Origin of the sequence: Streptomyces sp. NPDC088762, assembly GCF_044750905.1 — a bacterium.
GTDB lineage: Bacteria > Actinomycetota > Actinomycetes > Streptomycetales > Streptomycetaceae > Streptomyces.
Window position 1 is genome coordinate 103,777 of record NZ_JBIVKT010000007.1, and the last position, 13,617, is coordinate 117,393.

At 71.9% G+C, this 13,617-nt stretch carries 13 protein-coding genes; 10 read left to right on the top strand and 3 right to left on the bottom strand.

Annotation, left to right across the window (positions count from 1 at the left end; translation table 11 throughout):
- Positions 1–13 precede the first annotated feature (13 nt).
- Positions 14–1,927 carry a glycosyl hydrolase family 18 protein gene (locus ACIP5M_RS18460; RefSeq protein ID WP_401198537.1) on the bottom strand — a complete coding sequence of 638 codons (1,914 nt, stop codon included), beginning with the start codon at positions 1,925–1,927 and terminating at the stop codon, positions 14–16.
- Positions 1,928–2,123: 196 nt separating this feature from the next.
- Between ACIP5M_RS18460 and ACIP5M_RS18465 the strand changes: the two genes are divergently transcribed.
- The 10 genes from ACIP5M_RS18465 to ACIP5M_RS18510 all read left to right on the top strand — a co-directional run bounded on the left by ACIP5M_RS18465 (position 2,124) and on the right by ACIP5M_RS18510 (position 11,345).
- Positions 2,124–2,972 carry a helix-turn-helix domain-containing protein gene (locus tag ACIP5M_RS18465; RefSeq protein ID WP_401198216.1) on the top strand — a complete coding sequence of 283 codons (849 nt, stop codon included), beginning with the start codon at positions 2,124–2,126 and terminating at the stop codon, positions 2,970–2,972.
- A 17-nt stretch (positions 2,973–2,989) separates the two neighbouring features.
- Complete coding sequence (locus ACIP5M_RS18470) at positions 2,990–3,850, top strand: MBL fold metallo-hydrolase (RefSeq protein WP_401198219.1); 861 nt, start codon at positions 2,990–2,992, stop codon at positions 3,848–3,850.
- A 188-nt stretch (positions 3,851–4,038) separates the two neighbouring features.
- Positions 4,039–5,538 carry an MFS transporter gene (locus ACIP5M_RS18475; protein ID WP_401198221.1) on the top strand — a complete coding sequence of 500 codons (1,500 nt, stop codon included), beginning with the start codon at positions 4,039–4,041 and terminating at the stop codon, positions 5,536–5,538.
- Positions 5,539–5,596: 58 nt separating this feature from the next.
- Positions 5,597–6,637 carry an AvrD family protein gene (locus ACIP5M_RS18480; RefSeq protein ID WP_401198223.1) on the top strand — a complete coding sequence of 347 codons (1,041 nt, stop codon included), beginning with the start codon at positions 5,597–5,599 and terminating at the stop codon, positions 6,635–6,637.
- Positions 6,638–6,724: 87 nt separating this feature from the next.
- A complete protein-coding gene (locus ACIP5M_RS18485; protein ID WP_401198225.1) occupies positions 6,725–7,420 on the top strand; it encodes an AAA family ATPase in 696 nt (231 codons plus the stop codon).
- A gap of 138 nt (positions 7,421–7,558) precedes the next feature.
- The gene (locus ACIP5M_RS18490; RefSeq protein WP_401198227.1) at positions 7,559–8,569 is read left to right on the top strand and encodes a beta-ketoacyl-ACP synthase III; all 1,011 of its coding nucleotides are present in this window, start codon (positions 7,559–7,561) and stop codon (positions 8,567–8,569) included.
- 50 nt (positions 8,570–8,619) lie between these two features.
- Positions 8,620–8,892, top strand: a complete 273-nt coding sequence (locus ACIP5M_RS18495; protein WP_401198229.1) for an acyl carrier protein — start codon at positions 8,620–8,622, stop codon at positions 8,890–8,892.
- 101 nt (positions 8,893–8,993) lie between these two features.
- Positions 8,994–9,737, top strand: coding sequence for an HAD family hydrolase (locus tag ACIP5M_RS18500; protein WP_401198231.1), 744 nt, complete (start codon positions 8,994–8,996; stop codon positions 9,735–9,737).
- Positions 9,734–10,333 (top strand): AAA family ATPase, encoded by a 600-nt coding sequence (locus tag ACIP5M_RS18505; protein WP_401198233.1) that lies wholly within the window; start codon positions 9,734–9,736, stop codon positions 10,331–10,333. Before ACIP5M_RS18500 ends, ACIP5M_RS18505 begins: the two co-directional genes overlap by 4 nt.
- Positions 10,334–10,397: 64 nt before the next feature.
- Entirely contained in the window at positions 10,398–11,345 is a 948-nt protein-coding gene (locus ACIP5M_RS18510) for an NADP-dependent oxidoreductase (protein ID WP_401198235.1), read from the top strand.
- Between the two features lie 316 nt (positions 11,346–11,661).
- Here ACIP5M_RS18510 and ACIP5M_RS18515 read toward each other — a convergent pair whose 3' ends face one another.
- Both ACIP5M_RS18515 and ACIP5M_RS18520 read right to left on the bottom strand, forming a co-directional pair.
- On the bottom strand, positions 11,662–12,309 hold the full coding sequence (locus tag ACIP5M_RS18515; protein ID WP_401198237.1) for a response regulator: 648 nt from the start codon (positions 12,307–12,309) through the stop codon (positions 11,662–11,664).
- On the bottom strand, positions 12,306–13,553 hold the full coding sequence (locus ACIP5M_RS18520; RefSeq protein WP_401198239.1) for a sensor histidine kinase: 1,248 nt from the start codon (positions 13,551–13,553) through the stop codon (positions 12,306–12,308). The genes ACIP5M_RS18515 and ACIP5M_RS18520 overlap by 4 nt, the downstream gene beginning before the upstream one ends.
- Between the last annotated feature and the right edge of the window lie 64 nt (positions 13,554–13,617).

Consider the following 13,617-nt stretch of genomic DNA (forward strand, 5'->3'; position numbering starts at 1 on the left):
CCGGCTTCGGTCTTTACTGGAGCCCGGTGTGGATCGCGTTCGCGAGCTCACCGTTCGTGGTGTCGCCGCTGAACTCCCAGAAGAAGGCTCCCTTGAGGCCCTGCTGCCTGGCCCAGGTCATCTTCCCGGCGATGGTGGCGGGGGTGTCGTAGCTCCACCAGTTGCTGCCGCACTTGGCGTAGGCGGTGCCGGCGACGGTGCCGGTGGCCGGGCAGCTGCCCTTGAGGACCTTGTAGTCCTCGATGCCCTGCTCGTAGGTGCCCTGCGCCGGTCCCGTGGCGGTGCCGCCGGGGGCGGCCTGGGTGACTCCGGTCCAGCCGCGGCCGTAGAAGCCGATGCCGAGGTTGAGCTTGGAGCCGGGGATGCCCTTGCCCTTGAGCTTGGTGATGGCGGCCTCGGAGTTGAAGCCGGCGATCGGGATGCCGGTGTACGAGGTGAGCGGGGAGTGCGGGGCGGTGGGGCCCTTGGCGTCCCAGGCGCCGAAGAAGTCGTAGGTCATGACGTTGTAGAAGTCGGCGTACTGCGCGGCGCCCGCGTAGTCGGCGAGGTCGAGCTTGCCGCCGTTGGAGCCGTCGGCGGAGATCGCGGCGGTGACCAGGTTGGAGCCGCCGAACTTGGTGCGCAGCGCCGACATCAGGTTCTTGAAGGCGGCCGCGCCGCTGGTGTCGCAGGACAGACCGCAGGCGTTCGGGTACTCCCAGTCGATGTCGATGCCGTCGAAGACGTCGGCCCAGCGCGGATCCTCGACCAGGTTGTAGCAGGACTGGGCGAAGGCGGCCGGGTTGGCCGCGGCCTGGCCGAAGCCCCCGGACCAGGTCCAGCCGCCGAAGGACCACAGGATCTTGATGTTCGGGTACTTGGCCTTCAGCTTGCGCAGCTGGTTGAAGTTGCCGCGCAGCGGCTGGTCCCAGGTGTCGGCGACGCCGTCGACGCTCTGGTCGGCGGTGTAGGCCTTGTCGTAGTCGGCGTAGGCGTCACCGATCGTGCACTGGCCGTTCTGGACGTTGCCGAAGGCGTAGTTGATGTGGGTGATCTTCGCGGCGGAGCCGGAGGTGACCAGGTTCTTCACGTGGTAGTTGCGGCCGTAGACGCCCCACTCGGTGAAGTAGCCCAGCTTGACCTTGCCGCCCGGGTCCGGGGGAATGGTGCCGCCGCCCGTGGTGGTCACCGACAGGGTGCCGGAGGAGGGGCCGGTCTGGTCGATGGTGTCGCGCGCGGTGACGGTGTAGGCGTACGTCGTGCCCTTGGTCAGGCCGGAGTCCGTGTAGGTGGTGCCGGTGACCGTCGCGATCTTGGCGCCGCCGCGGTACACGTCGTAGTTCTTGACGCCCTTGTCGTCGGTGGCCGCCGACCAGCCCAGGGTCAGTCCGGTGTCCGTGACGCCACTGGCCGTGGGGGTGCCGGGGGCGGAGGGCGGGTTGTCGCCGGGCTGGGAGGTGCCGTCGCAGGGGCCGCCGTTGACCTTGCACCCGGTGGGGGAGCCGGGGCCGGCGCCGTTGAAGCCGAAGCTGATGGTGGCGCCGGGGGAGAGGGTGCCGTTCCAGCCGACGTTCTTGCCGGTCCAGTGGGTGCCGGAGCTGGTGACGGTGGCGTCCCAGGCCGAGGTGACGGTGGTGCCGGCCGGGTAGTCCCACTCCACGGTCCAGCTGGTGAGGGTGGTGGTGCCGGTGTTCTTCACCGTCCACTTGCCCTCGAAGCCGGTGCCCCAGTCGGAGACCTTGGTGTACGTCGCGGTCGCGGAGGTCGCGGCCTGCGCGGGGCCGGCCAGTGCGACGAGCCCGGTGACGGGCACGGCGAGGGAGGCCACGATCGCCGCGACCCGGGTGAAGAACCGGGCGCGCCGGGTGCGCCCGGTACGGGGTGGGGATGCTGTGCTCAAGGGTGCTCCTCCGTAGGTCCGCGGCAGTCGTGGGGCCGACTGCCACATGGGGGTGGGACCTGCGCCGCCCGTGAGCACGCTTGTCATGGCACGCTCACCACAGTGTTGCGGTGAGGTTAGAAAGGTCTGGACCAACCGTCAAGAGGTTCAGACCTGACAGAGTGACCCGCGCGGCGGGTGGAGGAGATCTCGGGGTCGTTAGCGTGATCGCATCGATCTCAATCCTGGGGGAATTCCGTCGATCATGACCCAATCGCAGCAACTGAAAGAACTGGGCAAGTTCCTCATCGCACGCCGCGGCGAGATCACACCGGCCGAAGTGGGTCTCCCGGTGGTCGGTTTCAGAAGGACGCCGGGACTGCGCCGGGAGGAGGTCGCCCTGCTCGCCGGAGTCGGTGTCTCCTGGTACACGTGGATCGAACAGGGCCGCGCGGAGAACGTCTCCGCCGAGGTGCTGGGCGCGATTTCCCGAGTTCTCAATCTGGATTACACACAACGCCAGTACATCTGGCGGCTGGCAGGTCTCCGGCCCGACCAGAGTGCGGCCCCGAGCAAACCGGACGCATCGGCCCTGCAGCCCTATGTCGACAACTGGCTGCCCAATCCGGCGTACATCACGGACCGGGTCTGGGACATCACGGTCGCGAACCGGTCGGCCCGTGAACTCCTCGCGATGGACGGCGGTACCGGCAATATCCTCCGGGACTTCTTCACCCGCCCGGAAACCAGGAACGCCTATCCCTCCTGGGAACAGGAGGCGCCCGCCATGGTCGCCAGATTCCGCTCCCACGCGGCCAATTACTCCGCGGATCCGCTGCTCGCCGCAGAAATCGACCGGCTGTGCGCCGAGAGCCCGGAATTCGCCGACCACTGGGTGGCCCTGGACGTCCAGGAGGACTCCTGCGGGGTCGACATCCTCCAGCACCCCCTCACCGGGCCGGTCTCCCTCAAGCGCACCACGCTGGACTTCACCGTGCGCATGGGGGTGCGGCTGACCGTCTTCTTCCCCGTCCCCGGTACGAGCGGCCAGGAGTCGATCGAGAAGCTCGCCGCCGAACCCCGATCGAGCGCGCGCCGCCGGTCGGCCGCGTAGAGGTAGGAGCACGCCCCATGCATCCGGCGCCCATCGCGCAGCGACTCACCCGGCCCTCCCCGCTGCGCACCCACACCTTCGGCGAGTACCGCCTGACCCACCTTCCGGACGGTCTCGTCCAGCTCAACCCGACCGGCTGGTTCCCCGGCCTGACCGCGGCGGACGCGGCCGGGTTCGCCGACCACCTCGACGCCGAGGGCTGCCTGGTCGCGGCCATCGGCGGGCTGCTCGTCCGGTACCGGGACCGGGCCCTGCTCATCGACACGGGCTACGGGCCGCGCCGGCTCGCGGCCGACCGTACGCATCCCGCACTCGGCGCCCTGGGGGGCGGCGGGCTCCTCGACTCGCTCGCCGAGGCGGGCGTGGCGCCCGGGGAGATCGACACCGTCGCCTTCACCCACCTCCACGACGACCACGTCGGCTGGGCCTTCCTCGGCAGCGAGCGGGGGCCGCTGTTCTCCGCGGCCTCCTTCGTCCTGTCCACCGCCGAATGGCGGGGCGGCGGGTACGGGCAGATCCCCGCGGCGCTGCACGACCGGGTCCGGCCGGCCGGCGACGGGCAGGAGGTCTTCCCCGGAGTCACCCTGCGGGAGAGCCCCGGGCACACCGGGGGGCACGCCGCATACGTCCTCACGGGCGACGGCGGCGACCGGCTGGTCGTCGCCGGAGACGTGATGCACTCCCCGCTCCAGGTCGCCCACCCCGAGTGGCCGGTGTTCTTCGACTCCGACGCGGACACCGCCGTACGCACCCGCACCGCGTTCCTCCGGGACGCCGCCACCCCCGGCACCGTGGTCTACGCCGGCCACTTCGCCGATGTCGTCTTCGGCCGCGTCCGCGCGGACGGGGGCGGTCACCTCTGGGACCCGCTGCCCTGACCCCGCGGCGCCAGGCGCCCCTCCCGCCCGACGGCGGGCCTCCGGAACGGCACCAACTGCCTTTCCGGAGGCCCGCCGTCGGCGGTTCCGGGCGCTGTCGCCCCACTTCGCCCGGGACATCCTGTTGGCCCTGGCACTATGTTGCTCGCGCACTGGTTGATCTTCTTGCAACGCACGAAGCTCTTCACATGTCCAAGACCTCCTCCCCGGAAACCCTCCGTATGACGGGCAAGCAGAAGACGATCCTCCTCGTTCTGCTCGGAGCCCAGTTCATGTTCGCGGTCGACTTCTCGATTCTGACCGTCGCCCTTCCGAAGATCGGCGACGACCTCGGATTCGGAATCGACAGCCTCCAGTGGGTCGTATCCGCTTTCGCACTCACAGCCGCCGGCTTCATGCTTCTCTTCGGCCGCATCGGTGACATCGTCGGCCGGAAGAAGCTCTTCCTCGCCGGAATGGCACTCCTGACCGTCTCCTCCCTGATCGGCGGACTCGCCACCAGCCCCGAGATCATGCTGGCCGCCCGAATCGCCCAGGGTCTGGCCACCGCGATCGTCACGCCGTCCGGAATGGCGCTCATCACCACGAGTTTCGAGGAAGGCCCGCTGCGCACGAAGGCGCTCGGCCTCAACGGCGCCCTGCTGTCCCTCGGATTCGCCTCCGGAGCGATTCTCGGCGGTGTACTCACCGATCTGCTGTCCTGGCGCTGGGACTTCTTCATCAACGTCCCGGTCGGCATCGTGCTGTTCTTCGCCGGTATCGCGGTGATCTCCGAGTCGGTTTCCGACTCGCGTCCCAAGCTCGACGTTCCCGGCGCGATCACGGTGACCGCCGGCCTGCTCGCCTTCGTCTTCGGAATCACCGGCATCGAGCGCAACGGCTGGGCCGCGCCGCAGACCTGGGGCACCCTGCTGCTCGCCGCCGTCCTGCTGGTCGCCTTCTACCTCATCGAGCTGAAGTCCGCCGCGCCGCTGGCCCCGGTGGCCATCCTCAAGTCCAACTCCGTCAAGTGGGGCAACCTGGGCGGCCTGCTGACCTTCTCCATGGAGTCCGCCCTCTCCTTCCTGCTCACCCTCTACATGCAGCAGGTCCTCGAACTCACCGCCTTCCAGACCGGCTTGATGTTCGGCTTCCTCGGTCTCGGCGCCTTCCTCGGCGGCACCTTCGCGTCCAAGATCCTGGCCCGTACCGGCGCCAAGGGCGGCCTGGTCCTGGGCCTGGTCATCCAGGCCGTCATGACCGGTGTCCTCTTCTGGCTCGGTGACAACAAGACCGCCGGCATCGTCGCCATCCTGGTCACCACCTTCATCGGCGGCTTCGGCCACGTCATCGCCATCGTCGCCTACTCCGTCACCGCCACCTCCGGCATCGACGACAGCGAGCAGGGCCTGGCCACCGGTCTGGCCACCATGACCCAGCAGATCGGCTTCACCCTCGGCATCCCGGTCATGTCCGCCATCGCCGCCTCGCAGTACGGCGAACTCACCGACGGAGTCGCGTCGGTGGCCGGCGTCCTGACGGGCACCACCTTCGGAATGTTCGTCGACGGCCTGATCGTCCTCGGCGGAGCCCTGCTCGTCGCCCTCTTCCTGCGCGCCGACAAGCCCGCGGCGGCCCAGAGCTCCCGGCAGCCGGCCGAGGCGGCCACGGCGCCGGCCGGGGAGCGCGTGCTCGTCGACGCCAAGTAACCCGAGCAGCCCCCGCGACAGACGCACACCACACCGCACACAGGAAGGAAGGACCCCGATGGCGATCCTGGCCGCAGTCGAGAGCCGTGCGACCCGTGACCCCCTGCACCTCGAGAACGTTTCGGACTACCTCGGTGCTCCCGAGCGCCGGTTCTTCGGCGAAGGCTACAAGCGCGCCGGGCACCGCCTGTCCGGCATCACCTCCGGTCAGGAGGCCGCCATCGGGGACACCGCCGCCACCCCCACCGTGACCGGCACCGCAGCCGTCACCTATCCGGCCGACTGGTCCCGCAAGGGCACCGTCGACCAGAAGCCCCACCTCTCCACGATCGACGTCCTGCTGCTGGGAGTGCAGCTCACCGAAGCGCTGCTCTCCCGGCACCGGGGCCTCACCGAAGAGGACTTCCGCGGCTCCTGGCTGCGCCGCGTCCGCATCAAGGCCGGCGCCACCCCGGTCGAGGACGACCTCGCGGCCGTCCCCGTGGCGGCCAGGCTCGGCACCGAGGAGCCCTCACCCGACGCGGGACGCACCGTCTCCGTCGTGGACGCCACCGTCGGCGCGCTGACGATCCGGGTGGAGCTCGATCACCCGGACGTACGCCGCACCCCCGGACGCCCGCACGCCACCACCGGGCCCGACCGCCCCTTCGGCGACGCCTACCGGCAGCGCCGGCAGAGCGTCGAGGACGTGTACGTCGCTCCCGGCCGGGACCGCGCCACGGCGCTGGTACGGCTGACCGCGTGGGAGCCGGCCGCGGCGCCGGGCTCCGGGACCGAGGGCGGTTACCAGCCGTCCGCCGGTCTGATCGACGCCTTCGTCGTCGCCCTCCAGCTCGGCCAGGTCCTGCTCTACGAGCTGGACGGGGTCAGCCGGGCCGACTCCGACACCCTCTGGATGCGCTCCACCCTGCTGGAGGCCTCCTCCCCGCAGCGCCCGCTGACCGCGCCGGACGGCGGACGCCACCCGGTCACCGCGGAACTGCGGGACGCCACCCGGCTCACCACCCGCCACGGCGACACCTGGCGCCGGGCCGACATCGCCGCGGAACTCGCGGGTGTCAGCGTCATCTGCTCGGTGGCGCACCGCCTGCCCGCCTGACCGGCCCGACCCGGCCCGCGGCACCCCCTTTCTTCGCTCATCCGTTCACCGCATCACCGCGCACCCCTACACATACGAGGAACACTCATGAAGCTCGCCATCGCCGGCACCTACTCCGTCGGCAAGACCCTCACCACGATGGCCGTCGCCCACCTGACGGGCCTGCCGCGGTCCTCCGCGAAGACCATGCGGGAGCTGCTGCCCATCTCCATCCCCGGCAAGACGCTGGAGGAGTGCACCCCCGCCGAGCTGATCATGCTGATCATGCGCCGCAACCAGGAGCGCGCGGTCAACGAGTCGCACCTGCCGCACGGTTTCGTCTCCGACGGCTCCTCGCTGCACGAGTGGGCCTACGGCACCGTCCGCGTCCTGGTCGGCATCAACCCGAACGAGTCCGTGAACCTGGAGACGGTCGAGGTCAGCGAAGAGGTGCGGTTCTACGGCAAGGTGCTGGAGCAGATGGCCGTACCGGCCAAGCAGCACGCCAAGGCGGCGTACGACTCCTTCGTGCACCTGCCCATCGAGTTCCCGCTGGTCGCGGACGGCCACCGGCCCGTCAACGAGCGGTTCCGCTCGCTCGCCGACGAGCTGATGCTCAAGACCCTCGACGAGCTGCACATCCCGTACCACAGCGTCGGCGGGACCATCCCGGAGCGCCTCCAGAAGATCATCGACATCTACGGCATCCGCCCCGTCATCAGCATCGACGAGGCCATCGAGCGGGCCCAGGAGGAATACGCCCAGCTCGACACCACCAACGAAGTGGACCGCATCGCGGCCTGAGCCGGCGGCCCGCAGGGGGTGCCCGGCCGCCCGGCCGGACACCCCCGGAGCACACACGAGCGGCGGACGGGGCCGGATGCCCGGCCGCTCGGCCGCCCGGCCCCGTCCGCTCCCACCCACACCTACTGGAGGATCCCCATGCCTGCGGCCGTTCTCGGAGGACTTGGCAGCTACCTTCCGCCTCGTCGGGTGTCCAACGAAGAGCTCGCCGACCGCTTCGACACGTCCGACGAGTGGATCCGCACCCGGACCGGGATCCGGCAGCGGCGATGGGCCGACACCGGCCAGTCCACCGGAGACCTCGCCACCGAGGCGGGCCACCGCGCACTGAAGTCGGCCGGCCTGGACATCGGAGCCGACATCGGTCTGGTCGTGCTGGCCACCACCACGCCCGACCACCCGTGCCCCGCCACCGCGCCCGACGTGGCCGCCCGGCTCGGGCTCACCCGGGCCGCCGCCTACGACATCTCCGCGGTGTGCTCCGGCTTCGTCTACGCCCTCGAAGTGGCGTCCAACGCCCTGCTGGCCGGGCGGGTCCAGACCGCTCTGGTCATCGGCGCCGAGACCTACTCCACCATCCTGAACCCGAGGGACCGTTCCACCTCCGTCATCTTCGGCGACGGCGCGGGGGCCGCCGTACTGAGACGAGGAGAAGCGGACGAGCCCGGTGCGTTCGCCGGATTCGACCTCGGTTCCGACGGTGCGGACAAGGACCTGATCTGCATCCCCGACGGCGGCTCCCGCCAGCGGGCCACCCATCAGGAACCCGATGACGACGACGGCCGCTACTTCACCATGCAGGGCAAGAAGGTGTTCGCCAGCGCCGTCCGCCGGATGAGCGAGTCCTCCGCCGCACTGCTGGACCGCGTCGGCTGGCCCGTCGAAAGCGTCGACCACCTGGTCGGCCACCAGGCCAACGTGCGCATCCTGCGGGCCGTCGCCGACCAGATCGGCATCGAGGCCGACCGCGCGGTGATCAACATCGACCGGGTCGGCAACACCTCCGCCGCCTCCATCCCGCTCGCCCTCGCCGAGGCCTCGACCGCGGGCACCGTCGCCGCCGGCGACCGGGTGCTGCTCACCGCCTTCGGAGGCGGCCTCACCTGGGGCTCCGCAGCCCTCACCTGGCCGGACATCACCGCCTGCTGACCGCCCAGGCCCCTCTGACACCCATCCGAGTCCCACCAAGGAGACCTCTCATGACCCCCACCGCCACCCTCACCGCCGCCCACCCGGTCACCGCCCTCACCGAGGTCATCCTCGACGTGCTGGTCACCAAGTACGAGGCGCCCGCCGGTACCACCCCCGACACCAACTTCGAGCGGCTCGGCTACGACTCCCTCGTCCTGGTCGAGGTCGCCGTGGACCTCTCCCGCCGCTTCGGCACCGAGATCACGGACGACGAGCTCCACCAGGCCGGATCCGTCGCGGAAGCCGCCCGGGTGCTGGCCGCCCGGGGCGTACGCGCCTGAGCGCCACCCCGGCAACCCCTCCGACCGGTGCGGCCGCGGGACCGTGACGTCCCCCGCCGTGGCCCCGCAGCCGCACCACCCACCACCCCCGGGAGGTCCACATGACCCGCGCCGCGTTCTTCGACGTCGACCACACCCTCACCACCTCGGTGGGCCTCTTCCGGTTCCTCTCGTACTGGTACGCCGCCACCGGCCGCCCGCCCCACCACTACGTGCGCGAACGGCAGCGGTTCAAGGCCATGACGGCCGCGGGCATCCGCAGGGAAGAGACCAACCGCGCCTACTTCGGCCTCTACACCGGAGCCGACCGGCTCGAGATCGACCGGCTCGCGCGGGACTGGTTCCGCGCCGAGCTGACGGCCGGCGGCCACTTCAACGAGCCGGTCCTGGCCGCCCTGCGGGAGCACCGGGCCGCGGGGGACCTGATCGTCCTGGTCTCCGGCTCGTTCCCGGCGCTGCTCGAACCGCTGGCCGACCACCTCGGAGCCCACCACATCCTGTGCTCCGAGCCGGAGACCGACCCCGTGACGGACACCTACACCGGCCGACTGGTCCGCAGCCCCCACCAGCCGATGATCGGCCGGGCCAAGGCCGACGCGGTACGCCTGTTCGCCGCCGCCCACCGCGTCGACCTGGCGGCCTCCACCGCGTACGGCGACCACATCTCCGACGTCCCGCTGCTGGAAACCACCGGCCGGGCCGTGCGGGTCGGCTGCGACCCGACCCTGCGTCAGCTCGGCGCCCGCTCCGGCTGGGGCTACCTGCCGGGCGCCCCCGATCCGCACCCGCTGCCGCTGCCCGTCCCGGCCGGCGGCGTCCGTACTCCCGAAAGGCTCGTCCCGTGACGCGTCCCCTGAGAATCGCCGTCGTCGGCGCCTACGGCGCGGGCAAGACGACCCTGATCCGCGCGGCCGGCACCGCCACCGGGCTGCCGTCAGCCCACGGCACGCCGATGCGGGACCCCGCGGGCAGCGTGCCGAAGCCCCTCGAGGAAGCCACCGAACCCGAACTCGTCCAGCTCGTCGTCCGCCGCCTCACCGAGCGGGTGCTGGCCGAGGCCGCCAAGCCCGGCTCGTTCCTCTCCGACGGCTCCCTGCTGCACGAGTGGGTCTACGCCACCGTCCGGCTCGCGGTCGGCCTGCACCCGGGCCCGGAGGTCCCGTACGAGGCCGTCGGCGCGGCCGAAGGCCCGTACCAGGAGGTACTCGCGCACCTGGGCCGGGAGATCCTGCTCCGCGCGCTGGCCGGCTACGACACCTTCGTGCACCTGCCCGTCGAGTTCCCGCTCGGCGACGCGGTCCCGCCCATCAGCGAGACCTTCCGCCGGCTGTCCGACCGGCTGCTGCTGGACACCCTGGAGCAGGCCGGAGTCACCGTCCACACGGTCACCGGCCCCCTGGACGAGCGGCTCGCCGCGCTCACGGCCCTGACCGCCGCCTGACCAGCGCCCGCACCCCTGCCCGAGCGCCTTCTCCCCTCCACCCCGACACCGGAAGACCACCACCATGCAAGCCATCGGCATTCCCGCCTACGGAGCCCCCGACGTCCTCGCCCTCGTCGAGCGTCCCCGGCCCTCCACCGAGCCGGACCACGTCCTGATCCGAGTCGCCGCGGCCGCCGTCAACCCGACGGACCTCATGCTCCGCGCCGGTGAACTCGACGCCTACATGACCGGCTTCGAGCCGCCGTTCACTCCCGGCATGGACGCCTCGGGCGAGGTCGTCGAAGCCGGCCCGGGGGTGAGCGACCTGGCGCCGGGCGACCACGTGATGGCTTTCGTCAACCCGTTCACCGGGCGCGGGGGCGCCCAGGCCGAGTACATCTCCGTCCCGGCCGACCAGGTCGTGCGCATCCCGGACGGACTGCCGCTCGCGGAATCCGCCGGGCTCCCCATGAACGGCCTGACCGCCCACCAGGCGCTGGGCATGGCGGCTCTCCCGCCGGGCGCCACGGTCGCGGTCACCGGCGCCGCCGGAGCCCTTGGCGGCTACGCCGTCGAGCTGGCCCGGCACCAGGGGTTGCGGGTGCTCGCCGACGGCCGCGAGGCCGACCGGGAGCTGCTCGTCCGGCTCGGCGCGGACGTCGTGGTGCCCCGGGGCGCCACCGCGGAGGAGACCGTGGCGGCCTACCGGGCGGCGGCCCCGGCCGGCGTGGACGCGCTCATCGACGCGGCCGTGCTCGGTGAACCCGCCTTGGGGGCGGTCCGCGATGGCGGGGTGCTCGTGACGTGCCGTCCGTACGAGCTGCCCGCCACCCGGGGGATCACGGTGCACCAGGCCTTCGTCATCGCCCACCCGGACAAGAAGGCCGCCCTGACCGAACTCGCCGCCCTGGCCGCCGGGGGAGCGGTGACGCTGCGCACGGCCGGTCTGTTGCCGGCGGCGGAAGCCGCCCGTGCGCATGCGCGGCTGGAGGACGGTGGTGTGCGGGGGCGCCTGATCCTCACCTTCTGAGGACGGGCCAACAAGCTGGGCCGGGGCCACTGGGGAGGGGCCCCGGTCCTCCGGGCCGGGCCGACCCGGTGGCCGGGTGGCCGGGGTGGTTCCGGTGGGGCCGGGTGCGCGCCGGGGCACCTCCTCGGGCGCCGAACGTGGCCAGGGGGTGGGCAGTTCCGCGGGACAGTGTTCGGCGCCCTGCGGGGGCGCCCCGGCACACACCCGGCCCCACCGGAACCTGGGCGTGGGCCGGGTGGGCCGTTCTGCGGGACGGTGTTCGGCGTCCTGCGGGGGCGCCCCGGCGCACACCCGGCCCCACCGGAACCTGGGCGGTCTACAGGGTCAACTCCTGGGCCAGGACGGCGGCTTGGACGCGGCTGCGGAGGTTCAGTTTGCCCAGGAGGCGGCTGACGTGCGTCTTCACGGTCGCCTCGGCCATCTGCAGGCGTACGGCGATCTCCGCGTTCGACAGGCCCTCACCGAGGGCGGCGAGTACCTCCCGCTCCCTTCGCGTGAGCGACTCCACGGCCGCGGCGGTCTCCGGGCCGACCGACGGCCGGGCCGGAGCCGCGAACTCGGCGATCAGCCGCCTGGTCACCGCCGGGGCGATCAGGCCCTCGCCGCGCGCCACCGTCCGTACCGCCTCGATCAGCTCCGCGGCCTCCGCGTTCTTCAGGAGGAAGCCCGCGGCCCCTGCGCGAAGGGCCCCGAAGACGTACTCGTCCAGGTCGAAGGTGGTCAGGACGAGGACGTCGGCCAGGCCTTCCGCCACCACCTGGCGGGTCGCCGACACCCCGTCGAGCCGCGGCATCTGCACGTCCATGAGGACGAGATCCGGCCGCAGCTCCCGGGCCAGGCGCACCGCCTCCTCCCCGTCGGCCGCCTCGCCCGCCACCTCGATGTCGCCCGCGCTGCGCAGGATGAGCACCAGCCCGGCCCGTACCGCGCTCTGGTCCTCCGCCACCACGACCCTGATGGTCATGCCCTCACCACCTTCTCCCCGGCGGGCAGGCTCGCCCGCACCCGCCACACCCGGCCGGACCGTCCCGCCGTGAATTCCCCGCCGAGCAGCTCCGCCCGCTCGCGCATGCCGATCAGCCCGGCCCCGGAGCCGGGGGCGCGGGGGCCCGGCCGGTCCCCGTACGGCGAGTCCACGGCCACGGACAGCCGCCCGTCCGCCCGCGCCACCCGCACCGTGACCGTGCCCGGCACGGCGTGCTTGAGGGCATTGGTCAGCGACTCCTGGACGATCCGGTACGCGGCCAACTCCACCGGGGCCGCAGCCGGCTCGCCGGGCGGCCGCTCGTCGTGCAGGACGAACTCCAGCCCGCTCGCCGAGCCGTTGGTACGGGCTTGGCCGAGCAGCGCCTCCAGGCCGTCGAGCGAGGGCATGGCCACCGCCTCCTGCTCCGCCCCGGCGTCCCGCAGCAGCCCGATCAGCCGGCGCATCTCGGCCAGGCCCTGCACGCTGTTCTCGCGGATCACCCCCAGCGCCTCGCGGCTGGTGGCGGCCGTGTCGATGGAGAGCGCGGCCGTGGAGTGGATGGCGATGGCGGAGAGGTGGTTGGCCACCATGTCGTGCAGCTCCCGGGCCATCCGCGCGCGTTCGGCGGCGACGGCCTGGCTGCGGTCCATCTCGGCCAGCAGCGCGGTCTGCTCGGCGCGCAGCCGGGCGGCCACGGCGGCCTCGCGGTGGTTGCGCAGGGTGGCTCCGGTCAGGGCCGGGGCGAAGCTGACGAGGCCGGTGACCACGCCGATCGTCAAGGCCTGCGGGGTGCGCAGCCAGGCGAGGAAGCCGATCGTGACGGCCACGGTGATCAGGCCGGTGCTGACCGGGAGCCGGCGCGCCGCGGCCGGTTTCCCGTAGACGACGGCGGCGTACATCAGGTCCGTGAAGATCAGGACGGTCGCGAGGCTGCCGACGGTGAACTCGTTGGCCACCACGCCGACGGTGCCGACGACCAGGCCGACCGCCGGCCGGGAGCGGCGCAGCAGCTCCATCGCGCTGAGGACCGCGAGGGGGACCAGGGCCGCCCACTCGGGCACGAGGTGCCGCTGGGGGCTGTTGTGGACGCCCAGCGACCACATCACCAGGCCCACGAGGAAGCTGACCACGGCGAGGAGGACGTCGTGGCGGTGCGGGCGGGGGAGCTTCGTGGTCACGGTCTCATCCAACAGGGTGGGCGCGGCGCCGGCCTCGGCGGAGAGGCCGAGTTGCCGGTACATCGAAGGATGCAGTCGCAGGTCGTCACTGGCGACGACGTATCCGGCCCGGACGGGCGGGAGCCTG

Excerpts from the sequence above, each read along its gene's own strand:
- ACIP5M_RS18460 (WP_401198537.1), bottom strand. The coding sequence starts at position 1,927 with ATGTGGCAGTCGGCCCCACGACTGCCGCGGACCTACGGAGGAGCACCC.
- ACIP5M_RS18465 (WP_401198216.1), top strand. The coding sequence starts at position 2,124 with ATGACCCAATCGCAGCAACTGAAAGAACTGGGCAAGTTCCTCATCGCA.
- ACIP5M_RS18470 (WP_401198219.1), top strand. The coding sequence starts at position 2,990 with ATGCATCCGGCGCCCATCGCGCAGCGACTCACCCGGCCCTCCCCGCTG.
- ACIP5M_RS18475 (WP_401198221.1), top strand. The coding sequence starts at position 4,039 with ATGTCCAAGACCTCCTCCCCGGAAACCCTCCGTATGACGGGCAAGCAG.
- ACIP5M_RS18480 (WP_401198223.1), top strand. The coding sequence starts at position 5,597 with ATGGCGATCCTGGCCGCAGTCGAGAGCCGTGCGACCCGTGACCCCCTG.
- ACIP5M_RS18485 (WP_401198225.1), top strand. The coding sequence starts at position 6,725 with ATGAAGCTCGCCATCGCCGGCACCTACTCCGTCGGCAAGACCCTCACC.
- ACIP5M_RS18490 (WP_401198227.1), top strand. The coding sequence starts at position 7,559 with ATGCCTGCGGCCGTTCTCGGAGGACTTGGCAGCTACCTTCCGCCTCGT.
- ACIP5M_RS18495 (WP_401198229.1), top strand. The coding sequence starts at position 8,620 with ATGACCCCCACCGCCACCCTCACCGCCGCCCACCCGGTCACCGCCCTC.
- ACIP5M_RS18500 (WP_401198231.1), top strand. The coding sequence starts at position 8,994 with ATGACCCGCGCCGCGTTCTTCGACGTCGACCACACCCTCACCACCTCG.
- ACIP5M_RS18510 (WP_401198235.1), top strand. The coding sequence starts at position 10,398 with ATGCAAGCCATCGGCATTCCCGCCTACGGAGCCCCCGACGTCCTCGCC.
- ACIP5M_RS18515 (WP_401198237.1), bottom strand. The coding sequence starts at position 12,309 with ATGACCATCAGGGTCGTGGTGGCGGAGGACCAGAGCGCGGTACGGGCC.
- ACIP5M_RS18520 (WP_401198239.1), bottom strand. The coding sequence starts at position 13,553 with ATGTACCGGCAACTCGGCCTCTCCGCCGAGGCCGGCGCCGCGCCCACC.